We start from the raw sequence: 25961 nt of genomic DNA, 5'->3' as shown, positions 1-25961 counted from the left end.
ATGAAAAGATTAAAATCAGCCATTATGAGTGTGTGGATGCTCATTATCGGCTTGCAGGCGATAGGCCAGCAATCCAACGTATTTTCCTTGTCGACTCAAAAACCCCGACAGGGGAAACAGGTGACATTTTCTTTTACGCCCGAAGATACTAAGCAAACGTATAAGGCTGCACTTTATATATTTCACCCATCAGGATTCAATGCAGATGATTTGGATATGGTGGGAGCTGGACCGGGGTATTCAGGTACCTTTACCCTGCCGGATAGCGCTACAGCTTTCTTGGTGAGCATCACCGCAGATGAGGGGGGAAAGAAAACAGGATATCCATTTCAGGTTTATGAAAGCGGTAGCCCTGTCAATGGTTCATATGCCGCACTTGCACAAATTTATAACGGTATGGGCGAATACTTTGCCGATATTGAACGTGATGTTGTCAAGAACGAAGAGTATTTAGAAATGGAAATGGCTAGTTATCCAGCCACCAAGGAGAAGTACTTTCTGACTTATATTGGTGCACTGGTAGCGAATAAAAAAGTGGATGAGGCGAAGGGACTGGTGGATGAGCGGGCGGATGCCGTATTTGCCGATTTAAATAGCAAGGAGACAGACCTCATCAACGTAGCCAATGGTTATGCCCGTTATTTGGGTGATAGGGAGACCGCTGATTCTTTGAAAGCTATTGTGCTTCAGCGGTTTCCTGATGGTTCGTTGGCTTCTTCAAATGAACTCGAAGCCCTGCGTGCCGAGCAGGATTACGCCAAGAAGACTGCGTTGTATCAGACCTATATCGGCAAGCACAGCACGACAGGAGGTGCAGCCAATCTCCAGCCGGTATATTCGATGATGGCACAAGCTGCACTTAGGGAAAAGGATTACCCCAAATTCGACGTGTATTTGGCCAAAGTAACGAACAAGAGTACGCGGGCCTCGCTGCTCAACCAAGTAGCATGGCCACTTGCTGAGGCTGGTGAGAAGCTTGATGTTGCTGAAGCCAAATCCAAGAAGTCGCTCGATTTGTTGGATGAAATCATTGCAGATCCTGTGAATTCCAAACCGGCCACGATGACCGCTAGCCAATGGAAGAAGAATGCTGAATCCACGTACCGCAACAATGCCGACACATATGCGCTTATTCTTTACAAACAGGGCAACGTTGGGGGAGCACTCGAATACCAAAGACAGGCTGTAGGTGAATATACCAGTGCTGAAGTTAACGAACGTTTCGTTCAATTCCTTAGCGAATCGGGCTTGGCTGATGAGGCACAGTCCGCTGCTGAAAAATCCATCGAAAAAGGTCAGGCAACCGAAGTGTTGAAAGGGTATTTAAAAGAAATATATACTGTCAGAGGTAGCAATGAGGAACAATGGGTTTCATACCTATCAGAATTGGAGGAAAGGCATGTGGCCGCTGTGCGGAAAAAACTGGTTTCGGAGCTTATCGACGAAGAGGCTCCGGTATTTTCGCTTGTCAATATGGATGGCAAGACAGTTTCTTCCGAATCATTGAAAGGCAAGGTATATGTGGTAGATTTCTGGGCCACTTGGTGCGGACCATGTAAGGCTTCTTTTCCGGGGATGCAACTGGCGGTTGATAAATTCAGGGATCGCGATGATATTGAATTCCTTTTTGTAAACACTTGGGAAAATATTCCAGATCGAGAAGAGGCGGTCAAGAAATTCATTGCCGACAATCAATATTCCTTCAATGTGTTGTTTGACACCGTGGAGGGGGATGGCAATGACTTCGATGTGGTGGGGGCCTATAAGGTAAGCGGCATCCCTACCAAGTTCATCGTAGACAAAAATGGGCGGATTCGTTTCAAGGCCGTTGGTTTCTCCGGGTCTGCGGAAGGTGAAATGCAGAAAGTGGCCCTGATGATTGAACTAGCCGAAAATGCTCCGACTACTGCGGTCATCGAGTAAATAACCATCAAAGTCTAATCCTCATAGGTTTACCCGTGTGCTGGCCCGGGCAAACTTATGCGGATTATTTTTATTTGATGCCCATGAATAGGCGATTCCATCGTATTTTGCTCAGGAATGTGCCATCCTTGTCCCAGCTAAGCCATACAAATAAGGCCTTGCCTACAATATGATCTTCAGGTACGAAACCCCAGGTCCGCGCATCTTCGGAATTGTGGCGGTTGTCGCCCATCATCCAATAGTAATCCATTTTGAAGGTATAGCTATCAGCCTTGTTTCCATTAAGATAATACCCGTCTTCACGGCTTTCCAATTCATTGCCTTCATAAACCCGGATGACACGCTCATATAGCGGCATGGTAAGGGTATCAAGGCTCACGGTCCAACCTTTTTTAGGTATGATGATGGGCCCAAAATTATCGATGTTCCAAGCATATAACGGGTTACTTGGAAATACACCTGGCTCAGCCATGTCACGGTGCCTGATATTGGGGATTATCTTGGTCACGTTTGCCCAGTTTTTTACTTCATCGTAGGCCTTGTCCGTAAGAAAGAGTAGATAGGGCTCGCGAAGATGATGCTCGATGCGCATATCAAGCAACCGCTTTGGGTTCAATCCGGTTCCATCGGTATACACATAATAATCCAATTGTCCATTTGGTGGGTTGAATCCTTTTTTTCCGTTGACATACACTTGTGCTTCCCGCAGGGCAAGGGTATCGCCCGGAATACCCACGGCACGTTTGATGTAATTTTCACGTTTGTCTATGGGTCTGCTGAATGGGGGATCAGCCTCCATCGGATAGTTAAACACGACCACGTCATTACGCTCAATCTGCTGGAAGCCCGGCAGTCGGTTGTATTTCAATTTAATGCCTTCCCAGTAGGCTTTGCCCCCGGTGAGCGGCATGGTATGGTGCGCAAAGGGGAAGGCCACAGGCGTCATGGGTACTCGGGGCCCATAATTCAACTTGCTCACGAACAGGAAATCGCCCACAAGCAGGCTTTTTTCCATGGAGCCGGTAGGAATCATGTAGGCCTCTATAAGGAAGCCCCTGATAAGGGTGGCAGCTACCACCGCAAACACGATGGCATCGGCCCATTCGCGGGCTACGGATTTTTTATAAGGGTGTTCCTTCCGGAATTCGGGTGTCGCGGATTTGCCCAGGTAAGCGGTCTTGAGGTCATTGCCCCAGAACGGTAAGACCACAAATGGCAGGAAGATCGTTGCCGCATGTTCCCAAAACCGATATTTCCCAAAGCTCTTGACCAAATCAAGATATAAGCCAAAGAAAATGAAAATATTGACAATGGGTATCAGTAACAATGCAATCCACCATCCCGGTCGCCCAGTGATTTTAGCAATGACATATTCCCTATATATGGGTATCAGCGATTCCCAGCCATGGCGACCTGCTTTGACAAAGAGTTTCCAAAGACCAAAATGGATAAGGACAAGAATGATAGCAAAAACAATATATCCCATATGGTTGGTTCTGTTTAAATACGTTTATTTACAAATAGCTTAAGCATGTATGCCATGCTGTGTTAAATGCGCCCGCCAAAGTTAAACATTTCCGTCACTTGGTAAAACCCGGTTTTGCCTTCGAGCCATTCAGCGGCGATGATTGCACCAAGTGCAAAGCCCGCCCGGCTGTGGGCAGTGTGCTTGAATTCGATCTGGTCTACCTCCGAGCTATATAAGACGGTATGTGTACCCGGTACCTCATCGATACGGTGGCTTTCAATGAGCAACTGGTGGGCTTTGGGAATAGTCTCCTCTCCTTCACCAATAAGGTTGTTTAACCATTCCGACTTGGAATCCGTATGATCGATGATTCCCTCGGCAATGGTAATGGCTGTGCCGCTGGGAGCATCCAGTTTGTGGGTATGGTGGATTTCCTCTACCTGTACATCATATTGTTTATACGGATTCATCACGGCTGCCAATAGCTTATTGATATGGAAAAAAACATTTATCCCAATACTGAAATTAGAGCCATAAAGTAGCGTTTTGTTACCGTCAAGACACCTATTTTTTATTTCATCGAGCTGGTCATACCAACCGGTAGTACCCACTACAAGGGGCACATTTGCTTTGAAACATAAATCGATATTACTTACCGCGGCCTCTGGCCTACTGAAATCAATGGCCATGTCGGCTCCCTCGATATCTGAGGCACGGATGTTTTCTCGATTGTTTTCGTCCACAATAAGGTGGATCTGGTGACCACGCTGTAGCGCAAATTTCTCGATGAGCTGCCCCATTTTGCCGTATCCAAGTAATGTAATGTTCATTTCAGTAAATGACTGGGTGATTGTCGTTTGTCTATCTCTGGTTAATTGCCAATTCGCAAACTTAGTATAAAATGTCCAGCAATTTCATTGGAACGTGATTTTTTCTCACATCGCTTTCACTTACCAATATTGATGCTTACTTTGACGCCAAGGGCAAATGGCTGGTAGGCTAATGAGGTGGCGGGTTGGGGCAATAGCGTTGGGGTAACCTTGAATCCCAAATCATCACCGATATCCCATCGATACTTTAACATGGAATTGACATAGGCTTCGATGGCATTAATTCCCCACCAACCTACGGTGATTAAAATCGAAAGATCACGGTTACGGCGGTAAACGTCTTTTGCGTTTATCAAGCGTTCCGTGGCCCAGCTATCTGTGGGTAAATTAGGATATTTTGTATTAGGAGGCTGTGCATGATTGTTGGCGAGTCGGTACTGCACTTCTTCAAGTATATCGCTATAGTATCTATTATTAAATTCGAATATCAATGCGGTCGAAACAAATCCTCCATAAATAACAGGCACCTTAATCCACCAAAGTCCACCGTTGGTGTATTGCCCCCATCCGGGAATCGCCAATGAACGTTTCCAAGCTTTGTTTGAGAGTGCTTCAAGCGCCAATCTGGCTGAATCCTTGAAAATCACCTGCTCCTGTTCCTTGGCCTCTCTTTCGCGCTTTTCCCGTTGCCTTCTTTCTCTACGGGTTTCCGTGGTATCGCTATCTACGGCAAGGCTATCGGCCACTTTCGGTATGGTATCACGCCGGAGGCTGTCCGGTTCCTGCGCCCGAATGGTGCCCATGGCTACGAAAATAAAAAACATGATGAGTAACAAGCGATTCATCACCAGTCTAATAATTCGAGGATTCTATTCAGATCATCTTCGGAATGGAATGGGATTTCAATGGCACCGATGCCCTTTCTGTCAGTGACCTTAAGCTTCACCCGCGTCGCGAATTTGGAAGCCAAGTCATCTTCCACTTTCTGGTACTGGAAGGATAGGGGGGAAGGTTTGTCACGTTTACTGGATTGCTTGGTAGCCTGTTGTTGCATTTCGCGCACCAGTTCCTCGGTCCTTCGCACAGAAAGTCCTTTCTTGATGATTTCGCGGAAAATATATAGTTGCTTATCCACCTCAGGCGCATTGACAAGTGCTCGTGCATGCCCCATACTGAGCTGTCCATCACGAATGGCAGCCTGTATGACTGGAGGTAATTTCAGCAAGCGTAGGTAATTGGTCACTGTTGAACGGTTTTTGCTCACCCGTTCGCCAAGCTCCTCTTGATTGAGGTTGCATTCCTCGATCATCCGCCGAAAACTCAGCGCTACCTCGATGGCATTGAGGTTTTCGCGTTGGATATTCTCGATGAGGGCCATTTCCAACATCTGCTGGTCATTGGCTGTGCGGATGTATGCTGGTATTTCAGTGAGTCCAGCGAGTTTTGAGGCTCTCAACCGTCGTTCGCCACTAATCAATTGATAGGTGCCATTAGCTGTTTGGCGCACCGTTATGGGTTGTATGAGACCTTGTAACTTGATGGAATCCGCCAATTCGCGCAGTGCGTCCTCATCGAAATCCGTCCGCGGTTGAAAAGGGTTGATAGCGATTTGTGAAACGTTTACTGTACTGATATTGCCGGGCACTTTTTGTGCCGGCACTTCCCCCACCGATTTATTTTCGGATTGCCGCTTTACATCTTCCGAATCATTGAGCAATGCACTCAATCCCTTACCCAATCCAATTTTCCGTTGTTGTGCTGCCATGTTATACAGTTACCTGTTCTTTCTCTTCTTTTGCTAGGCCGTTTTTTTGGAGTATCTCGCGTGCCAAATTCAAATAGTTAATAGCGCCTTTGCAATTGGCGTCGTGCATGATGACGGATATGCCGAAGCTTGGTGCTTCGCTTAGCCGTGTGTTGCGCTGTATGATGGTGTCAAAGACCAATTCGTTGAAATGCGATTTCACTTCTTCCACCACTTGGTTAGACAGCCGTAAACGTACATCGTACATGGTCAGTAAAATACCTTCGATTTCCAAGTCGGTGTTGAGCCTGTTTTGTACGATTTTGATGGTATTGAGCAATTTGCCCAATCCTTCGAGTGCGAAATATTCACATTGTACAGGGATGATAACCGAATTGGCGGCTGACAAGGCATTAATGGTAATCAAGCCCAAAGAGGGCGAACAATCGATTACGATGAAATCGTACTCATCGCTGATTTGACGCAATACTTGCTTCATTTTGAATTCCCGCTCATGCAGGTTGATCATTTCAATTTCAGCACCTACAAGGTCAATATGCGCAGGCATCAAATCCAGATTGGGCGTATCGGTATGCTGGATGGCTTCATGTGGATCCAGGTCATTGATTAAACACTCATAGACACTGGATTTGATGGTACGCGGATCGAACCCGATCCCCGATGTAGAATTGGCCTGTGGGTCAGCATCCACCAACAACGTTTTATACTCTAACACCGCCAAGCTCGCCGCCAGGTTGATGGATGAGGTAGTCTTGCCAACACCTCCTTTTTGATTGGCTATTGCAATAATTTTACCCATGAATAATGATAAAAAATGATCCTTTTTCGTTCGTATCTGTTTACCAAATGTGGGAATATCCCACATTTGGTGGCTACGTTTGGAATAAAAACGAGCCAAACCATACAAACATTGTTGTTGGGCGCCCAGAAGTATCCGTTAATTTGTACTTTTGGGCATTTCAACAGGTACGAATACGAGGGGCTAAGATACGAAATATTCATGATGCCTTATAGCGCAAATTCACATGAATATTCCATATGGCTGATAACGAAGAAATAATGTCCATATGAGCATTAAGCGTTCAAGATAAGTTATCACCTATGCTTTTTAAATGATATTATAATGATTACAATCGTCTCGGGGACAAATCGTCCGCATAGCAATACATTCAAATTGGCCAGTTACTACCAGCGCAAGCTAGTGGAAAAAGGCGTAGGTGCGCATGTGCTTTCGCTTGCCGACCTACAAGCCAATTTCATTTCGGCAGATATGTACGGCAAGTGCAGCGCTACGTTCAAGCCCGTACAGGAACGCATCATAGCCACGGAAAAGTTTATCTTCGTGATTCCTGAGTATAATGGCAGCTTCCCGGGCATCTTAAAGACATTTGTGGATGCTTGCAAGTTCCCTGATAGTTTTTTCAATAAGAAAGCAGCATTGGTGGGGCTTTCCAGTGGCAAATATGGCAATGTGCGTGGTGTAGACCATTTCACGGGTGTTTGCCATTATGTTCGCTTGAACGTACTGCCTCTACGCATCCACATCCCGCATATTTTCAGTGAGCTAAATGAAGCGGGCGACCTTTATAAAGTCGATACGCTACGTTTCACCAATGAACAGATAGAGGCGTTTATTCGGTTTTAAGGCCTGATAGGTTTTTAAAAAGCTATCAGACCTGATTTCTAACCCATCAGGTTTAGCTATTATTTCAGTTCTTCAGCGCTGATTTCCCCATTAATGACCACTTCTTTGGTCACCGCTTTCAACGGCATGGGCATCATCTTGTTAACGATGGTGATGGTTTCCGGGAATTGTATACCGCCGTATGTGCCATATTGTGCAATGGTTGTTTCGCCAGACAATTCGCTTTCTGATTTTAGTTTGAGGCCAGATGCGATGCTGAAGTAGTCGACGGTAGAGATGCTTCCCTGAGTTATTTTCACTTTATATGCATCCTCATCATTCACCTTGGTTATACCGTCCAACTCCAGGCTAGCACCCTTCTCCCCATAAGTAAGTTCCGGGAAAATATCCAAAAGTATCTGGTAGGCCTTAGCTGCTTCGGCAGGGAGTTCTTGCGGTTGCCCTTGTGCCGTTATGTTTACCTTGTCTTTCGTAATGAGCACTTTTGATAGCACCTGCCCACCCATTTTGGTGTTTTGCACGGCAATGCCTTTGTCTTTGTCTACCAATTGTTCGATACTGATGGCCATCCCTTGAATCTCTGCTTCGATTACGGATTTCAAAGTTTTCACCGCCTTTAGTTTTTCTGGGCCACCAATGGCTTCGATGTATTTCGCGATAACGCCTTCGGCGGTGATACTGGCATCGGTGATTTCCACTTTCACTTCTGGATCACCTGTGACGGTATAGAATTGTACATCGCCAAAACGTGCCATCTTGTCGGCGAAGTCATCCGTCTTGCCCACGACGGTAATTTGTAGGTTATCACCACGGACATACTTGGAAGCAATGTCATTTATCTGATCCAGTGTAATGGCGTCGAGGTTTTTTAGGTAATTTTTATAATAATCATTCGGAAGCTTCTGTAATTCCGTATTGATGGCAAAGCTGGCTATTGTAGATGGCTGCTCCAGCGAACGGCCAAAGCTGCCTGCCAGCGCGGCCTTAGCGAGGTCGAGCTCATCCTGTGTGATCGTTTTCTCGCTTAGCCTTTTCAACTCATGGATGAATTCCTGCGTGGCGCTATCGGTGACGGCTGTACTCACGCTGGCGTTGGTATTGATGGTAGCGGTGAGTTTGCCTGGGCTGATGCCTCCATACGCACCATAGGTGTATCCCTTGTCTTCGCGTAGATTGAGGAACAAACGGCCCGACGAACCACCCCCAAGTACACGGCTCACTACGCTGGCGGCAATGACATCCGGGTCATTGGGCTTGAGATCAAACGGGTAACCCACATTAATGATGGATTGGGCGCTTGCGGTACGGTTTGCCAGCACCACCTTGTTGCCTTGGGGAGTTTTGGGAGCCGGCCATTCGTGCTTGGGTACCTCGCCTTTTTGCCAATTTGCAAAGTACTTATCCACAAGTCTTTTTGCCTCGTCTACGGTAATATCACCCACGATGGCTAGGTAGGAAATGTTGGGCTTAAAATAAGTGTTGTAGTAGTTTTTAATGTCTTCTACCTGGATGTTTTCCACCGTCTTTTCGGTTTCGGTTTCCCCATAAGGATGGTCCTTGCCATACATGGCAGCGTTTCTCACCACACCCACGATGCTATTGGGGTCGTCCTTGGCAGCAGCCAGGCCTGAGATAGTCTGTTTCTTGAGCTTATCTAACTCTGCCTGTGGGAACGAAGGATTGAACAGTACATCGGCAAATAGTTCAAGCAATTGGCCGTTGTATTTTTTCAAGGATGAAGCATTTGCCGAAGTGGAGGATGCGCCGATGCGTGCGCCGATGCGGTCGATGGCCTCATCCAGTTCGTCCTTACTACGGCCGGTGGTGCCACCCAAGAGCATGTCGCCCATGAGGGAAGTGATGCCGGCCTTATCGCCTTCGAAGAGGGGATCACGGTCCAATACCAACGAGTAGGTGACCCGCGGTAATTTGTGATTTTCTACCACGAACACGTTCAATCCATTAGGCAAGGTGAACGTGGCAGGTTCGCCGATATTGATTTGTGGCGCCGGACCGGGTTCGGGGTATTTGCTGCGATCTACTTGGGCAAAAGCAGCCGCAGTGCTGCATAATGCAACTAAGAGGTATATGCTGATCTTGTTCATGGCTTTTCCTATTTATTGATAAAATGATACGGCCTATTGCTGTGCTTGGGCAGGTTTGGGTAAGTAATACAATACTACCCGGCCATCCTTGTTGAGATACTCCTTTGCCACCCGTTGAATGTCGGAGCGGGAAACTTTATTGTATTTGTCCAGCTCTTTGTTCACGGCATTGGCATCGCCGAAAAATGTCTTGGCTTCGGCAAGGCTTTGTGCAATGCCCGCCACGGAGGCATGTCGGTTTACTACGGAGTTTTCAATCTGCGCTTTGAGCTTCTGGAAATCAGTTTCCGAAATCCCATTGGCCATGACTTTATTGATTTGCTCATCAATAGCTTGTTCAACCGTGTCTGCCGCTACGCCCATGTTAGCAATTCCATACAGCAGGAATACACCCCCATCTTCCAAATCCAATGGGAAAGCTGCCACGGCCACGGCTTTTTGCTGCCTGTCTACCACTTCCTTGGTTAGCAACGAGCTTTTTCCACCGGTAAGATAAGTGGATAACATTTCCAGTGCAGGGCCATCTTTGTGTTTTTTTGGAGGTAGGTTATAGGCATGGATGACCGCAGGCAATTGGATGTTGTCATAGACGATATCACGTATTTCCGCGGTGCGCTTCGGCTCCTTAACCGAAGGGCGATTGATGGTGCCAATGCCGATCGGTATCTCCGTAAAGTATTTCCTTATCCATTCCTCGGTTTGGGCATAATCGATATCGCCCGCGATGGAAAGCACGGCATTGTTGGGTACATAATAAGTTCGGTAAAACTGCATGAATTCATCCAACGTGGCTGCATCCAAATGCTCGGTTGAACCGATGACCGTCCAATTATAGGGATGCACTTGATGGGTACGTTTGAAGGTCTCCAACAGAATGGTACCATATGGGCGGTTGTCATACGATTGTTTCTTCTCCTCTTTGACGACGCTGCGTTGCGTGGCGATGCCTATGGAATCAATCTTAGCATGTAGCATGCGTTCGCTTTCCATATAAAGCGCAGTCTCTAGATAATTGGAAGGTACCACTTCATGGTAGTAGGTGATGTCATTGGAGGTAAATGCATTGAGCGTGCCGCCGATGGATTCGATTTTTTTCATGTACTCGCCCCGGCCAATGTTTTCGGTGCCCTCGAAGAGCAAGTGTTCAAAGAAGTGGGCAAAGCCGGTACGCTCCGGGTTCTCGTTTTTCGAGCCCACATGATACATGACAGATACAGCCACGATAGGAGTGGTCTTGTCTTGGTGGAGGATGACCGTGAGGCCATTATCCAGCTTGAATTCCTTGAACTCAATGCTGTTTTGGGCATTTGCGGGAGTAACTGCATGCAACAGTAAACCGGCAAACGCAAGGGCTGATAGAATTTTCTTCATTGTGCTGTGATATGGTTAACAGAACAAGCTATGTTGATAATAACACTTGCAAGTTTACCATTCTTGGATGAAAAAGGAAACCTATTGTTACATTTTTCGTATAACCACAGGTTTTAGCGTTGTTTTTCATGTTGTTATATTATGCTGGACTACGACCTCAGTGACATAATGGATGACACATTGTATACGATCTCCCTATGGCTTCTCTTTATAAAAAATTAAATAAGCAAAGAAGAAAATTTATACTATTATATAATAACGTTATAAAGATAATAATAAACACACTTAGTACTGAGATTATCTTATCCTTTTTCTATCTACATATAAGAAATTATCAGAATAGGGTACAGTAATTTCTTCCGCGTGATGGAAGAAGCACAAAGTAAAATGATATTGTGTTAGGTTGTCCTATTCCGTTCGCCCGCCGAAAAAAGGGAATACCGCGCTTTCCTGATGCGATTCCTTCATGAGTTCCGCTATTTGCTTTACAATGTCCGGATGCTCGTCGGCGACATTATGCTGTTCGGCGGTATCGGTGGCCAAGTCATAAAGCTCGATGGGAGCATCCGGATTTTTCTTGACCTGCAACCGAACGCCCTTCCAATTGCCCATACGTACCGCCTGCCTGCCGCCGCCTTCGTGGAACTCCCAGTAGAGGTATGCGTGTTGTTGTTGCCCTTCTTGTCCAAGCAGCGTAGGCAAAAACGAAAGGCCATCGGTATAATTGGGCTTCGGTGCGCCCGCAATTTCCACGAATGTAGGCATGATATCCCAAAACGCACCGATATGGTCCGAAGAGCTTCCCGCAGCAACCTTTCCCGGCCACCTTACAATGAAAGGCGTACGGATGCCGCCTTCATACAAGTCACGCTTCACACCGCGCAGTCCGCCTGCGCTGTTAAAAAAATTAGGATCGGCACCTCCTTCTACATGCGGACCGTTGTCGCTTCCGAACAGGACGATTGTGTTGTCAGCCAGGCCCAGCTCATCCAGTTTTTCCAATACCTGACCTACATAGGCGTCCAGCCGGCTTACCATGGCAGCATATGTGGCCCTGGGCTTGTCCACAGACGCGTAACCCCCAGTGGTGGCATCCGGACCATAGCCGTTACCTTGGTGGGGCGTCTCGTCGAAGGTTTCTGCATACTGTTTATAATGTTCGTCTTCAGGGCCTTGGAGCTCGGCATGGGGCAAAACCATAGGCACGAACAGGAAGAAAGGTTTATCTTTATTGCTTTCAATGAATGCCAGGGTTTGATTCTGAATGATTTCTGGCGCATAGTATGCCTTATCCGTTAGGTCATTGCCCTCCAGTACGACTTTCTCATCGTTGTGCCACAGATGGGTGGGATAATAGCGGTGCGATTGGCGTTGGCAGTTGTATCCAAAGAAAACATCGAAGCCTTTTTGGTTGGGATCGCCACTGGTACCCACCATACCCAAGCCCCATTTGCCAAAGGCCCCTGTTACGTAGCCTGTTTGTTGTAGCAGTTGAGCAAAAGTCTGGGCAGAATCAGGAAGTGGCTCTTGCCCTTCAGGCTGAATTTCCTTGTTGCCCCTCACGAACGTGTGCCCGGTGTGTTGTCCGGTAAGCAAGGCCGATCGGGAAGGAGCGCATACCGTAGTGCCCACGTAGAACTGCGTAAAACGCATCCCTTCGGCGGCGAGCCGGTCGAGATGGGGAGTTTTGATAAGCTGTTGGCCGTAAGAACCCAAATCACCATACCCTAAGTCATCGGCGAGGATGAACACAATATTCGGGCTTTTTTCGGTATGCCTTGATTGGGGTGTGCAGCCCATAAACGATATCGTGCAAATGAATGATAGTGCGTGAATAAGAAGCGATCTCATGGTATTTAATTTGATTTAGTAACTGGCCTTTTCTGTGTAGGTTATCGTTGTATGACAGCTGCATAGATTCCTAAAAGTAAGGTTTTATTTTTTTCCGGAGTATACCTGCGCTCATATTCCTGCCGCGCAATGCTTCCCAACTGCGCCTTGGCGGCTTCATCTGTATGAAACCATTGTTGTATTTTTTTTCGTAATGCCGACGCATTCCCGGCGGGGAACAGGTATCCGGAGCGGCCTTCGGCGACCATGGACGGCATTGCGCCAATGTCGCTGGCAATCATGGGAGTGCCGGCGGCAAAAGCCTCTATGATGGTCATCGGCATGCCCTCATACCAGATGGATGGGAATATCAGCGCGCTACATTCGGCTAGTTGTGCGCCGATAGCGGCTCTGTCAAGTCTGCCAAGATAGGTGATGTTGGTGTACTTTTTGGAGGCATTCACAACAGCGCCCTTTAGTGGCCCGTCTCCCGCTATCCGGAGCAATAGATTGCTGTCCATGAAAGCTTCCAGTAATACAGCGATGCCTTTTTCTTCGGTAAGCCGGCCGATAAATAGGAAATGCGGTTGCCGTTTCATAGGACGTAGGTTTGGTTCTGTCACGAAATTGGGTTTCACTGTAAACTGGTTTGCAGGCACCCCGAACGTTGAGTCGAGGAATAACCTTTTGGCAAAGTCCGTCAGCGCAATGTAACGGTCTACCATTTGCCAGGTGCCTATTTTCTTATGCAGCCACACCGTAAACGCAAGCCAAAAGGTTTTGGCCATAGAGCCGGCATGCACACCCAACCGGATGGCCTTCCAAGGGAAGCGAACATGTATGCTGTCCGTAAATGGCTTCCCCTGATGGAACAGGGTGGCCGAGGGGCATAATAGGCGATAGTTGTGGAGAGTCATTACCACAGGAATACCCTGTCGCTTGGCCACACGGATGGCAATGGGCCCGATAGCGTAATGCAGATTGTGGATATGGATGACATCAGGCCGATGCGCTTGGATGGCCTTTTTTACCCTGCGGCCTGCCCATATGTTCCAGGGCGACCATAACGTCTGCCAGGCGCCCTTCCAACTCTTTCGATTTTGAAAAGTGAGTGAAGCAACTACTTCTGTGGTAGATAATAATGATTTTTCTTGCTCAAAAACAGCATCTTCGCCACCTGAAGATTGGTAATGGTTGTGTATAATGAGTATGCGCATCTATGCAGGATGAATGTAGACAAAGCTACAATTAGCCTCGCAAATATAAAAATGGTGTTATACCCATACGTTATGGTGAGCGTAAAAGTTTTTTATTTAATGGAAGAACTCTTATCTTTAGCCATCATCTGAACATAATTATTCAACAAAGCCGTTGCCTATGGAACGAAGATGCCTAGATTGCGAACAGCCAATCATTGGACGAGCCGACAAGAAATTCTGCGACGATGCCTGTCGCAGCAACCACAACAACCGACTACATAGTGAGGAGACTATCTATCTCCGTAAGGTCAATTCCATACTTAAACGCAACCGGAAAATCCTTGAAACCCTTAATCCCGATGGTAAAGCAAAGTTGAAACGCAAAACATTGCAGGACGAAGGTTTTGATTTCGGTTATATCACCAGTACTTACACGACCAAGAAGGGCGACCAATACCGCTATTGCTATGAATACGGCTATTTGCTCTTAGGCAATGACGAAGTGCTCTTAGTGAAGCGGTAGCGGATACCCAGGTTATTTGGCCACGATTACCTTTACCCCATTGTCCTCTAAGGCCCTCACCGTAGACTCGGAGATGCCATCATCTGTGATGATATATTGCACCTGCTCCAAGTCGCAGATCTTCCCGATGCCCCGTTTCCCAAATTTAGAACTGTCTGCCAGCACCACGATGATTTGTGAGGTGTTAATCATTTTTTGGTTGATATTGGCTTCGGTTAGGTTGCTGATCGAAAATCCAAAGCCGAGGTCGATGCCATCTACACCAATGAATAGCACTCCACACGATACCCGATCAAGCATATATTCGGCATAGGGGCCCGCTACGGATGATGAATTGGGGCGGATGAGGCCGCCAAGCTGCAATACCTCCACATTGGGTCGATTGCAGAGTTCCATGGTCACTTTCACGGCAGGGGTGATTACTGTCAAAGGTTTTTGTGGATGGAGATGATGAGCGAATTCAAATGCCGTGGTGCCCGACCCGATGATGATGGCGTCATTTTCTCCGATTAGTTTGACGGCAGCATGGGCAATTTTCTTTTTCTGCTCGGCGTTAATGGTCGCTTTTTCATAAATGGGGCGGTCTACAGTATAGGGATTCGTGAGCGAGGCCCCACCACGCGTGATAAAAATAAGCCCCTTGTCTTCCAGAAACTTGAGATCCTTTCTAATGGTCACCCCCGATACTTGCGTAAGATCGATGAGTTCGGGTATGGTGATTTGGCCTTTGTCTTTGAGTCGCTCTAAGATGAATTGGTGCCGTTTAGTAATATTTTTCATCGGGATAATATTAATATCGATTATGCCTTAAGTTTCTTAACCTTATATCTTTTAATTTGGTCACCCAAGATACAATGTTAACAGATTTTATGAACATAAGCTAACTTTTTAGCTATAAAAGTTGCTTTGTTAAGAATTGGAACGCTGCATATATGCTTTTTTACAGTGCAACACCCTGACCTGATTTATTTTTATTTATTTAATATTTTAATATATGTTTAATATTATTTTAATAATGTTAAAATACATTTGTTTTTTATTTAAAACCATGACAGTTCATGACAGATAATTTACTTATTCGCGCTAATTTTGAGTTACCAATTCACTTAATGCCATTATATACCAATTAAATCGTTATGATAAATAAACATTATGAAAGCATTTTAAAGTGTTGGAGTGCCTGTTTGACAACCCTTTTTGTGTTTTGTGGAATGCTGGTGTTTTCGCAAGAAAGTGGGAACGGCATTATCCATGGAAAGATCACTGATGGACAGCTTCCTCTAGTTGGGGCTTCTGTATCTATCTCAGGAATAACAATCGGCACAAAAACCGATGCCAACGGAAACTACTCGATTAGCTTGGCAACTGGTGTTTACACGGTCGTTGCTAGCTATGTGGGTTATGAGCCTGTGAAGTTTGCAAATGTAAAAGTTACGGCGGGCGAAAAACAAGAACTTGATATTGAGATGAGCGGCAACGTACTGCTGCAAGAGGTAGAAGTTGCCTATGGTAAACAGCGCAAACGCGAGGTCACCGGATCCATTGCAGAGGTGAGCGCCGCACAATTACAGGATATGCCCGTAGGGCAGTTTGCCCAACAGCTTCAGGGAAAAGTAGCCGGTGTGCAGATTGCACAGAGTAGTGGACAACCGGGCAGAGGAATGTCATTCCGGATACGCGGGGCAGCATCATTGTTTTCAAGCAGTCAGCCGTTGTTTGTGATCGACGGATTGCCCATTACCGGAAGTATCAACAATATAAATCCATCCGAAATAGAGACGTTTACCGTATTGAAAGATGCTTCGGCCACTGCATTATATGGCTCCCGGGCCGCTAATGGGGTAATCCTCATTACCACGAAACGTGCGAAGGTCGGTGATGCAAAGGTTGACTTCAACAGCAACTACGGTATCCAGCAAATACCCGGGAACAGGGTGCCGAATATGATGAATGCCCGCGAATTCGCGCAATTCATGAAAGAGCGCCATGAAGACCGGGTAAAATATGAAGGTTTTACTGGAACGTTGGATCCCATATATCAAAACCCGGAGCAGTATGGAGAGGGCACCAACTGGTATCAGTTGCTTACGCGTACGGCGCCCATTCAAAATTATGATCTGACTATTTCTACCGCCCGCGAGAATTCGACTTCTACCGTTGTTGCGGGGTACCAAGAACAGCAGGGCGTCATCATTAATACCGGTACCAGGCTTTTTTCATTACGCCTTAACCAAGACCTGACATTGGCAGATAAATTAAAAATAGGCTTTAATATTGCTCCCAGCTACCGTATTGACCATAATAACCGGTTGAACAGTGACGGGGTTGGTGGTTGGTTCCAGAAAGCGGTGGAAGCAAGTCCGATTACTCCGCATATAAATCCTGATGGAAGCTTCCCAATCAACGTGAATACGCCAGGCATGGTCACCAACATCAACCCGTATGCATTGTTTACCCAAATAAAAGACGATTATAAAACCACACGCATCCTGGGAAATGCGTTCTTGAGCTATGAGTTTCTGGAAGGATTGAGTCTGAATACCAACCTGGGTGTCGACAAAGGTGCTGAAACACGTAATTATTTCATCCCATCAACGGTTGTCCAAACCGGAATCGCCACGGGCGTCAGTACGGCGGTCGACAATTACTCGTGGACGGCCGAAGCGAATCTACAATACAATAAGACGTTCCTCAACGAGCACCACATGGAGGCTATGCTCGGGTATTCCGCACAGCGGTTTGACCAGGAAAGCAACACGGTGACTGGAACCGAGTTTCCGAGCGACGAGGTGGAATGGATCAATGCCGCCACGGTCATCAGTGGAGGGAGCAGCAATACCACTCACTATTCTTTGCTCTCAACAATTGCCCGCTTAAATTATAATTACAAAGGTAAGTATTTGCTGTCGGCCGCAATCCGGCAGGACGGATCGTCGCGTTTCGGAAACAACAGAAAATACGGATATTTTCCCTCCATCTCTGCCGGGTGGATCATTAGTGATGAAAGTTTTATGGATCGGTTTGAGCAAATTAACCTGTTGAAGCTGCGGGCGAGTTACGGGATAACAGGCAATAATAGTTTCGGAAACTATGTGCATGTGGCTACTCTGGGAGACTACAACTACGTGTTTGATGGTTCGATGGTGCCGGGTATTACCATAGGCAATTTGGGCAATGATGACTTGGAATGGGAACGCAATAAACAGTTTGATATCGGATTGGATGTGAGTTTGCTGGCCAACCGGCTGTCATTGACCTATGATTACTACCATAAGATAACCGACGGAATGATTCAAAGTAGGCCTATCCCGCAGGCTTCGGGGTTCTCCAGCATCCAATATAATATTGGGGTTTTTGAGTTCTGGGGACATGAAATTGGAGTGAGTACCACCAATCTGACCGGTAACCTCCAGTGGAACTCCAGTTTGAATGTATCGTTTGATAGGAACCTAATTAAATCGCTGGTAGCACCAGGCTTCATCCGGCGGAATAACACCGTTTCTTCCGATTATTTCCGCAATCAGGAAGGACGTAGGTTAGGCGAGTTTTATGGATTTATATATGAAGGCCTGTATAAAGATGCTGAGGATCTGGCCAACTCTGCTCAGTATATCGCGGGCAATAATTACTCGGCTGTTGGGACGATCAAGGTACGGGACGTTTCCGGTCCGAATGGGGTGCCCGATGGGGTAATTGATGATGTAAACGACCGCACGTTTATTGGCGACCCAACCCCCGATTTTCAATTTGGCTTCTCGAACGATTTCAGGTATAAAAACTTTGACCTGAACATCACCATGGCTGGATCGGTAGGCGGAGACATACTGAACCCCGTGAAATGGGCCTATCAAACCAATATGGATGGATCAAGAAATCTCGTGGCGGCAGCAAAAGACCGCTGGCGGTCTGAAGAAAATCCCGGGTCTGGTACTTATCCCCGCACCTTGGTCAATACCACGGCGATTGGCCGCTCGGTCAACTCGCAGTGGGTAGAAAACGGTTCGTACCTAACTGTTAAGAATATTTCCCTTGGCTATACCGTGCCGCTTAAAAATAATCTCCTGATGAAACACTTACGGGTGTATGCTTCTATACAGCAAGCATTGGTCATCACGGGATATACCGGGATGAATCCCGAGATTAATTTTAGCGGGCTGGATGCCACAAGGGGCATCGGAGTGGATGAGAATGCCTACCCGGTGCCACGTACCTATTCTTTCGGTATCAGCACATCATTCAGGTAAAGGCTTAGGTTGATTTATCGTGTAAAACATAATCCTATTTCTCATGAAGAAGATCGTTTATTCCCTTTTTATACTTGCTGTTACCAGCACATCCTGTAACAAGAGCTTTATAGCGCTCTCGCCGGAAGACTCACAGTCGGGCATGACCTTTTATCAAACCGAAGCACACTTCAGGCAGGCCCTTGCTGCCGCTTATGCACCGCTGCGCGACGTACTGGTCAATGATTTTTACACCGCTGAAATGCGTACTGATAACACGCATTATGAATACTATGAGGTCAATCGCGGTACGGCATATCAATACCGCGAGAACATCGCGGACTTTACCGATGCACCCAACAATGCCTATACCAATGCGGTCTACTTCCATTGCTACAAGGGTATTTCAAGAGCAAATATTGTCATCGAACGATTGCCCTTGGCTGATATACCCGAGGAAGCAAGGGTGGATATCGAAGGCCAAGCCAAATTCCTACGAGCTTTCAATTACTTCAGGCTTGTGCGCTATTTTGGCGGTGTACCGCTGTTTCTAAAGGAAACAAAAGTAGCGGAAGATGCTTTTCTGCTCCGTTCATCGGCCGAAGAGGTATATGAGCAGATCATAGCAGACGCTCAGGAAGCCATCGATAAGTTGCAAGTTCCGGCGGACTTCCCGCAAACGGGAGAAGCTACCAAAGGTGCGGCAACCATGCTGTTAGCCGAGGTGTACCTCACGCTGCAACGGTATCCGGATGCCGAAAGTTTGCTCAAAACACTGCCTGCCATGGGTTACCAGCTTTTGCCCGAGTATGCTTCCGTTTTTTCAACGGCCAATAAAAACAGCCGCGAATCTATTTTTGAAGTGCAATATCGGGAGGGGGCACAAGGCGGCCAGCAAAGTGATTTTATTTACCGGTTTTTGCCTCGTACAGCCAATACTACACCGATAACCGGTGTGCAAGCGAATAACATAACAGCCGGTGGATGGAATACGCCAACCGAGAATATGATTGCTGCGTATGAACCGGATGATACCCGGCTCGATGCCTCCATCGCTATAGCCGAAGGCACGTACAACGCCAGCAATGTGTTTGCAATCACGGCCAATAAAAGCATCGTGGGTTATACTCCTGCCCCAGGTACAACGAGTGTGCCTTATATCAAGAAATACCTGAACCCACATTCCATTGCGAGTAACACCGATGACAACTGGCCCGTTTACCGGTATGCGGATGCATTGCTGTTACTGGCCGAAGCGTTAAACGAGCAGAATAAATCAAATGAGGCGCTGTTGTTTTTGAATGAGGTGAGAGACCGCGCATTTGGTGCAGGGATATCTCCCGTGACTATTACGGATCAGGATGCGTTGCGTGAGGCGATTGCACATGAGCGTCGCGTGGAACTCGCTTTTGAGAACCACCGCTGGTTTGATTTGCTGCGTTCAGGCAAAGCGGTGGAAGTGTTGACCGCCTACGGGATTGCACAGAAGGAAAAATATAATTACCTGGTACCTGCTTCATATGAAGTAACGGCAACTCGTCTCCTATATCCCATACCGCAGTCGGAGCGGGAACTCAACCCCGATCTCACGCAGAATCCGGGTTATCCATTTTAACGGGGCATATAAACTAATCCAGTGTAAAGCGTTTTTAGCCACCCATATATCAAATCAAAGCATAATGAAGAAAAGCATTGATCGTAGAAAGTTTATTCAAATAGGCGCAGTCACGACAGCTAGCCTTGCTTTGCTTTCCCGTTCCGGGCGGGCGGAATGGGCAGGGAATGATGCGATCAAATCCCTCAACTCAAGATCCGATGAACTATTCGTTAACTTTATTTCTCCACCAGATGCGAGTAAATCATCCTGCTATTGGTGGTGGTTTAATGGTTTGATTGACAAAGAAGGAATAACCCGTGATCTGGAAGAATTCGGGGATAAGGGAATGGGTGGTGTACTTTTGGTTAATTCATCCGGCGGCTTAGGCGGCATTCCCTTTCCTCAAGGTGCAAAGTTTCTTTCAGATGAATGGAAAGCGCTGTATCGCCATGCCATGAAAGAAGCAAAGCGACTTGGTATTGAAGTAGGGATAAATTTAAGCTCCGGTTGGTGTATGGGAGGGCCATGGATTGCTCCTGAACATGCTGGCAGATGGTATTTACAAACAGAACTGGAGGTGAAGGGCCCTTCCTTGTTTTCAGGGAAGCTTCCGATACCCGGTGGCCGTGATGGCTATGATCATGTGTTTAATCCTCCGGGATATAAAGACTATATCGATCTGCCGCTTGAGGAGCTCGATTATCGCGATACCGCTGTTATCGCGATATTAACTCCTCATAAGGGCAAAAGTAAAATTAGCAGTGACCGGGAATCCGTTCTTACTGCCAAGGCCAATCGTAAAGATGCTAGTAACTTTGCCAAAGCGACTGACGTCATGGAGCCGACTAGGACCCCATGGAAGAATGCGACTGAGGATCGGCCGATCCCCTTGTCACAGGTAATCGACCTAGCATCATATGTAAAGGATGATGGGTATTTGGAGTGGGAGGTGCCACCGGGTAACTGGACCATTGTCCGTACAGGGCACCGCATGACGGGCTCACGCCTGATGATCGCTCAACCCGAGGCCGATGGACTGTCAATTGATTGGTTTGACCGCAAGGGACTTGAAATACAGTTTGAGAAACTGGGGAAAATATTTATTGACGAGGCGGCAAAAGAAGATACGAAACCTGCTTATTTCTGTGACGATAGTTTTGAAGACGGTTTCCCAAACTGGACAGAAAAAATCCTTGAGAAATTTAAGCACTATCGGGGATATGATGCCACATTTTACCTACCTGTCCTGTCAGGATACCTAATTGGAAGCGCAGAAATATCCGATCGGTTTTTGAATGATTACCGAAAAACGATTGCTGATTGTATGGCCGACGAGCATTATCAGCGCTTTGCCGAACTGTGTCATGAGCAGGGCCTGCAAGTGCAGAACGAGGCGGCCGGCCCCAGTCGGTCAGGCACCATTTGCCTGGATGGATTGAAAAATCTTGGCAGAAGTGATATGCCAATGGGCGAATTCTGGCTGGGGCCAAATCATGAAGATCAGTCTACCTTAATAGATGACAAGTCTTATGGAATTTCGCGCTTAGACTACGGCCAAAATAAAGTAACTAAAATGGTCGCATCCGCTGCGCATTTATACGGCCGGAAGACGGCTTCTGCAGAAGCATTTACTACGATGAGGCACTGGCTGGACTATCCCGGCTCATTAAAGCAGTCTCTGGACCGTGCTTACTGCGAGGGAATAAACCGAATAGCTATCCATACCTCAACGGCTACCCGCCCCCGTGATGGAAAACCCGGGTATGAATATGGTGCCGGCACGCATTTTAATCCGAATGTAACGTGGTGGGAAAAGTCAGGCCCTTTTTTCGATTATATCGCGCGTTGCCAGTATTTACTACAGGCGGGCATGTTTGTGGCTGATGTGCTGTTTTATAATGGCGATATTGTCCCTAATCTGGTTGAACAGAAACATGTAGACCCATCGCTGGGTAAGGGATATGATTATGATGTATGTAATGAGGAAGTCGTTTTGACTCGACTGGCCGTTAAAAATGGCCTTGTCGTATTGCCCGATGGGATGAGTTATCGTATACTGGTGCTTCCTGATACAGAAAAGATGCCCCTTTCCGTGATACAGAAAATCAGGGAGCTAGTGCATGCAGGGGCCACGGTCATTGGGCCTAGGCCATTAACAGATTCCGGATTAAAAAACCATCCTGAATGCGATGAAGAAATAAAACGTATTGCATCAAACGTGTGGGCGCAAAACGACGGTGTCCATGTGAAAATAAACAGCTACGGCAAAGGCCGTATGTTTACCGGCGAAACCATCAGAAATGTGCTGCTGCAGGATGGCGTAAAACCAGATTTTGAATATACGGGTAACGATGCATGGATAGATTTTATCCATCGTACCACTCCTGAAGCGGAGATATATTTTTTAACGAACCGGAAGAAACAACGAACGAAAACAACATGCCTATTCCGTGTTAAAAATAGAAAGCCAGAGATCTGGGACGCCATTAATGGCAGAATCTTACAGCCATCATATCATGTGAATGAAGAGAGGGTGGCTCTACCTCTTGAGTTCGATGAGTTCCAGTCGGTATTTATTGTGTTTCCGAAATCACCGAGTGCAACGGTACAACAAGGTAAAGCATGGTTGTGGCAAGACACGTCTGCTTTATCAGATATGAAGGATATCAGTGAAACATGGAACGTTCATTTCGATCCCAAATGGGGTGGCCCCGAGTCAGTGGAATTCAATTCATTGCAAGACTGGAGCAAACATCCTGATGAACAGATAATGTACTATTCAGGTAGCGCTATTTACACGAAGGAATTTGATCTTGATCAAGCACTCGAAACAGGGAAGTCGATATTATTGGACCTTGGCGTAGTGAAAAACATTGCTCAGGTATGGCTCAATGGGAAAGACCTTGGTATTGTTTGGACAGCACCCTGGCGTATTGATATCTCGGAAGCGGTAAAAGAGCGTAATAATATACTAAAAATCGAGGTGATTAATCTCTGGCCAAATCGCTTGATCGGGGATGCTGCCCTCCCGCCGGAGAAAAGGCTGACGAACACGAATATTGAATTTAAGAAAGATGCTGAACTGTTGCCATCGGGTTTGCTAGGGCCGGTGAGGCTGCTGCAATAAGCGGTGTGATTGTAAACCTTAAGAATTAATCGTGTTAATATCGGAACTGTGTAAATAATGAAGTGGTATAGGCTGCGCTTTGCATTTTCGTTTATCGAGAATCATGTGTGAAATGGATTGATGGATAGTGATGCTATAACGTATAATTCAAGTTTAATCGTAATCATTAATTATTAAATCTCAAATATTAACTTATCTATGGCGAGACAAATCTACTATCTATTGTTGTTTTACGTTTGCAGACCTGTATAGTACAGGCCCAGCAGGGAACGAAGATAACGGGACGAGTAACCAATAACGAAATAACTAATTATGATAAATATGAGACTGTTTTCTATATTGATTGTCAGTTTAGCGTTTGCAGGCTGCAAGTCGGAGCTGATACAACTACCGACCGATAACGATGCGTTACTTTTAAATAGGAACGCCATGCTTTCCCCGCAACAGGCCGATGTTGCAAATGCAATTAAGGTGATGTCTTTCAACATCAGGCACCACGATGCTAATGACCCGCAATCGTTGGATGAACGGAAAGGTATCATTCTTCAAACCATTACGGATAATAATCCGGATATTGTTGGATTACAAGAATTTGCTGACAACTGGTTTGAAACCTGGATGCAAACCCAGATGACTTCGGCAGGTTACGATTATTACATGAACGAATCTGCCGGCTTTGGCTCACCCAAGGTGATCTTTTATAAGAGCAACCGCTTTACGCGCCTGGACGAAGACACTTTTCAGATCCAGTTAATACAAAATAGGAGTGGTTCCTGGGTTATTTTGCTAGATAATGCCACAAACAAGGAGTATTTTGTTTGCAATAGCCACTGGAGTACCGAATCATCGAGCGAGCGGGTAGCAACAGCCAATGTGGTAAAAGATGTTGTTGAACAACATTCCCAAGGCTTGCCGGTAATCGTGTTCGGCGACTTCAATGCAAAACCGGGTACTCCGGAAATTTCCATCATCAAAAACATCAAGGGGAGCAACAACATGGTGTGTACGCACAGCGAAAGTGGCCCCACATTTCACGGATGGGATGCTACTGGTACCTCCAAATTGGATTGGATTTTTTGTTCCAGGGATCTGGCTTATATAAATTCAAAAGTGATAACAACTAGTTATAATGGTAATTGGCCATCGGATCATTGGGCGATCACTGCTACGTTTATCCCTGCGATATTTGACGGTGGGCACTATGATACTAATGGTATCAGTGCAAGCGCTAATACCCGCTATTATTTTGCCGATGTAACTGGTGATGGGGTGGAGGAAAAGATTTATTGGAATCCTACATATGATTCTGGCCATACTCGGGTATATAAATCCAATGGGAATGGCACCTTCACTTTTCTGAACTCCAATACGAACGGAGGCAGCGAAAGTAATAGCACTACCTTTTATTTTGCTGATGTGACCGGAGACGGCAAGGCGGATAAGATCTACTGGAATCCCACTTTTGACTCCGGGCATACCCGGGTATATATAGCTAACGGCGACGGTACGTTTAGCTGGAGTAACTCCAACACCAACGGAGGCAGTGAAAGCGCCCAAACCACCTTTTATTTTGCTGATGTGACCGGAGACGGCAAGGCGGATAAGATCTACTGGAATCCCACTTTTGACTCCGGGCGCACCCGGGTATATATAGCTAACGGCGACGGTACGTTTAGCTGGAGCAACTCCAACACCAACGGAGGCAGCGAAAGTAATAGCACTACCTTTTATTTTGCTGATGTGACCGGAGACGGCAAGGCGGATAAGATTTACTGGAACCCCACCTTTGACTCCGGGCATACCCGGGTATATATAGCTAACGGCGATGGTACGTTTAGCTGGAGCAACTCCAATACCAACGGAGGCAGTGAAAGCGCCCAAACCACCTTTTATTTCACCGATGTAACTGGGGACGGCAAGGCGGATAAGATCTACTGGAACCCCACCTTTGACTCCGGGCATACCCGGGTATATATAGCTAACGGCGACGGTACGTTTAGCTGGAGCAACTCCAATACCAACGGAGGCAGTGAAAGCGCCCAAACCACCTTTTATTTCACCGATGTAACTGGGGACGGCAAGGCGGATAAGATCTATTGGAATCCCAATGCTTATTTGGGAAAACTCAAATTATACCGTTCCAAAGGCGACGGCACCTTTGATGATCCAATATATTCGTTAAGGGGAACTTCTCAGAGCAGTGTTACTCAATTTTACTTTGCCGATATAAATGGCGATGGCAAAGCTGATCAGATTCGCTGGAACAGGGAAGAGTCCCCCGGCGGGCATGATCAGGGAACGTTGAAGAATTATTTTTCCTATCAAAATTGAAAGAAAAGCTTTTGGCGGAAGGGG

17 protein-coding genes are annotated in these 25961 nt (G+C 46.6%); 7 read left to right on the top strand and 10 right to left on the bottom strand.

Features of this window, described 5'->3' with window-relative positions:
• The gene (locus NF543_RS00855; protein WP_257666190.1) at positions 1 to 1923 is read left to right on the top strand and encodes a TlpA family protein disulfide reductase; all 1923 of its coding nucleotides are present in this window, start codon (positions 1 to 3) and stop codon (positions 1921 to 1923) included.
• A gap of 70 nt (positions 1924 to 1993) precedes the next feature.
• Here the strand turns inward: NF543_RS00855 and lepB are convergent, their stop codons facing one another.
• The 5 genes from lepB to NF543_RS00830 all read right to left on the bottom strand — a co-directional run bounded on the left by lepB (position 1994) and on the right by NF543_RS00830 (position 6785).
• Positions 1994 to 3409, bottom strand: coding sequence for a signal peptidase I (lepB, locus tag NF543_RS00850; RefSeq protein ID WP_257666189.1), 1416 nt, complete (start codon positions 3407 to 3409; stop codon positions 1994 to 1996).
• A 62-nt stretch (positions 3410 to 3471) separates the two neighbouring features.
• Entirely contained in the window at positions 3472 to 4221 is a 750-nt protein-coding gene (gene dapB / locus NF543_RS00845) for a 4-hydroxy-tetrahydrodipicolinate reductase (protein WP_257666188.1), read from the bottom strand.
• Positions 4222 to 4337: 116 nt separating this feature from the next.
• Positions 4338 to 5066, bottom strand: a complete 729-nt coding sequence (locus NF543_RS00840) for a DUF5683 domain-containing protein (protein WP_257666187.1) — start codon at positions 5064 to 5066, stop codon at positions 4338 to 4340.
• Complete coding sequence (locus tag NF543_RS00835; RefSeq protein WP_257666186.1) at positions 5066 to 5986, bottom strand: ParB/RepB/Spo0J family partition protein; 921 nt, start codon at positions 5984 to 5986, stop codon at positions 5066 to 5068. The genes NF543_RS00840 and NF543_RS00835 overlap by 1 nt, the downstream gene beginning before the upstream one ends.
• A gap of 1 nt (position 5987) precedes the next feature.
• Entirely contained in the window at positions 5988 to 6785 is a 798-nt protein-coding gene (locus tag NF543_RS00830; RefSeq protein WP_257666185.1) for a ParA family protein, read from the bottom strand.
• Positions 6786 to 7109: 324 nt separating this feature from the next.
• Between NF543_RS00830 and NF543_RS00825 the strand changes: the two genes are divergently transcribed.
• Positions 7110 to 7631 carry an NADPH-dependent FMN reductase gene (locus NF543_RS00825; protein ID WP_257666184.1) on the top strand — a complete coding sequence of 174 codons (522 nt, stop codon included), beginning with the start codon at positions 7110 to 7112 and terminating at the stop codon, positions 7629 to 7631.
• Positions 7632 to 7690: 59 nt separating this feature from the next.
• Here the strand turns inward: NF543_RS00825 and NF543_RS00820 are convergent, their stop codons facing one another.
• From NF543_RS00820 to NF543_RS00805, 4 genes are all read right to left on the bottom strand, one after another.
• On the bottom strand, positions 7691 to 9736 hold the full coding sequence (locus NF543_RS00820) for a M16 family metallopeptidase (protein ID WP_257666183.1): 2046 nt from the start codon (positions 9734 to 9736) through the stop codon (positions 7691 to 7693).
• A gap of 33 nt (positions 9737 to 9769) precedes the next feature.
• The gene (locus NF543_RS00815) at positions 9770 to 11107 is read right to left on the bottom strand and encodes a M16 family metallopeptidase (protein ID WP_257666182.1); all 1338 of its coding nucleotides are present in this window, start codon (positions 11105 to 11107) and stop codon (positions 9770 to 9772) included.
• Between the two features lie 408 nt (positions 11108 to 11515).
• Complete coding sequence (locus NF543_RS00810; RefSeq protein ID WP_257666181.1) at positions 11516 to 12958, bottom strand: arylsulfatase; 1443 nt, start codon at positions 12956 to 12958, stop codon at positions 11516 to 11518.
• A gap of 41 nt (positions 12959 to 12999) precedes the next feature.
• Entirely contained in the window at positions 13000 to 14154 is a 1155-nt protein-coding gene (locus NF543_RS00805) for a glycosyltransferase (RefSeq protein WP_257666180.1), read from the bottom strand.
• 160 nt (positions 14155 to 14314) lie between these two features.
• Here NF543_RS00805 and NF543_RS00800 point away from each other — a divergent pair, with 160 nt between their 5' ends.
• Positions 14315 to 14659, top strand: coding sequence for a hypothetical protein (locus NF543_RS00800; RefSeq protein WP_257666179.1), 345 nt, complete (start codon positions 14315 to 14317; stop codon positions 14657 to 14659).
• Between the two features lie 12 nt (positions 14660 to 14671).
• Here the strand turns inward: NF543_RS00800 and NF543_RS00795 are convergent, their stop codons facing one another.
• Positions 14672 to 15439, bottom strand: coding sequence for a DeoR/GlpR family DNA-binding transcription regulator (locus NF543_RS00795; RefSeq protein WP_257666178.1), 768 nt, complete (start codon positions 15437 to 15439; stop codon positions 14672 to 14674).
• A gap of 431 nt (positions 15440 to 15870) precedes the next feature.
• Here NF543_RS00795 and NF543_RS00790 point away from each other — a divergent pair, with 431 nt between their 5' ends.
• From NF543_RS00790 to NF543_RS00775, 4 genes are all read left to right on the top strand, one after another.
• Positions 15871 to 18903 carry a SusC/RagA family TonB-linked outer membrane protein gene (locus NF543_RS00790; RefSeq protein WP_257666177.1) on the top strand — a complete coding sequence of 1011 codons (3033 nt, stop codon included), beginning with the start codon at positions 15871 to 15873 and terminating at the stop codon, positions 18901 to 18903.
• A gap of 43 nt (positions 18904 to 18946) precedes the next feature.
• A complete protein-coding gene (locus NF543_RS00785) occupies positions 18947 to 20497 on the top strand; it encodes a RagB/SusD family nutrient uptake outer membrane protein (RefSeq protein WP_257666176.1) in 1551 nt (516 codons plus the stop codon).
• 64 nt (positions 20498 to 20561) lie between these two features.
• Complete coding sequence (locus tag NF543_RS00780; protein ID WP_257666175.1) at positions 20562 to 23606, top strand: glycosyl hydrolase; 3045 nt, start codon at positions 20562 to 20564, stop codon at positions 23604 to 23606.
• A gap of 312 nt (positions 23607 to 23918) precedes the next feature.
• Positions 23919 to 25937: an FG-GAP-like repeat-containing protein gene (locus tag NF543_RS00775; RefSeq protein WP_257957420.1), complete on the top strand. Its 2019-nt coding sequence runs from the start codon at positions 23919 to 23921 to the stop codon at positions 25935 to 25937.
• The last annotated feature ends 24 nt before the right edge of the window (positions 25938 to 25961 follow it).

This window comes from Parapedobacter tibetensis, from assembly GCF_024704835.1.
Classification (GTDB): domain Bacteria; phylum Bacteroidota; class Bacteroidia; order Sphingobacteriales; family Sphingobacteriaceae; genus Parapedobacter; species Parapedobacter tibetensis.
This window is presented reverse-complemented; position numbering and strand designations above follow the sequence as displayed.

Coding starts and splice junctions, on each gene's coding strand:
- NF543_RS00780 (WP_257666175.1), top strand. CDS start 20,562: ATGAAGAAAAGCATTGATCGTAGAAAGTTTATTCAAATAGGCGCAGTC.
- NF543_RS00835 (WP_257666186.1), bottom strand. CDS start 5,986: ATGGCAGCACAACAACGGAAAATTGGATTGGGTAAGGGATTGAGTGCA.
- NF543_RS00775 (WP_257957420.1), top strand. CDS start 23,919: ATGATAAATATGAGACTGTTTTCTATATTGATTGTCAGTTTAGCGTTT.
- NF543_RS00815 (WP_257666182.1), bottom strand. CDS start 11,107: ATGAAGAAAATTCTATCAGCCCTTGCGTTTGCCGGTTTACTGTTGCAT.
- NF543_RS00820 (WP_257666183.1), bottom strand. CDS start 9,736: ATGAACAAGATCAGCATATACCTCTTAGTTGCATTATGCAGCACTGCG.
- NF543_RS00785 (WP_257666176.1), top strand. CDS start 18,947: ATGAAGAAGATCGTTTATTCCCTTTTTATACTTGCTGTTACCAGCACA.
- NF543_RS00825 (WP_257666184.1), top strand. CDS start 7,110: ATGATTACAATCGTCTCGGGGACAAATCGTCCGCATAGCAATACATTC.
- NF543_RS00810 (WP_257666181.1), bottom strand. CDS start 12,958: ATGAGATCGCTTCTTATTCACGCACTATCATTCATTTGCACGATATCG.
- NF543_RS00830 (WP_257666185.1), bottom strand. CDS start 6,785: ATGGGTAAAATTATTGCAATAGCCAATCAAAAAGGAGGTGTTGGCAAG.
- lepB (WP_257666189.1), bottom strand. CDS start 3,409: ATGGGATATATTGTTTTTGCTATCATTCTTGTCCTTATCCATTTTGGT.
- NF543_RS00790 (WP_257666177.1), top strand. CDS start 15,871: ATGCTGGTGTTTTCGCAAGAAAGTGGGAACGGCATTATCCATGGAAAG.
- NF543_RS00855 (WP_257666190.1), top strand. CDS start 1: ATGAAAAGATTAAAATCAGCCATTATGAGTGTGTGGATGCTCATTATC.
- NF543_RS00805 (WP_257666180.1), bottom strand. CDS start 14,154: ATGCGCATACTCATTATACACAACCATTACCAATCTTCAGGTGGCGAA.
- NF543_RS00795 (WP_257666178.1), bottom strand. CDS start 15,439: ATGAAAAATATTACTAAACGGCACCAATTCATCTTAGAGCGACTCAAA.
- NF543_RS00800 (WP_257666179.1), top strand. CDS start 14,315: ATGGAACGAAGATGCCTAGATTGCGAACAGCCAATCATTGGACGAGCC.
- NF543_RS00840 (WP_257666187.1), bottom strand. CDS start 5,066: ATGAATCGCTTGTTACTCATCATGTTTTTTATTTTCGTAGCCATGGGC.
- dapB (WP_257666188.1), bottom strand. CDS start 4,221: ATGAACATTACATTACTTGGATACGGCAAAATGGGGCAGCTCATCGAG.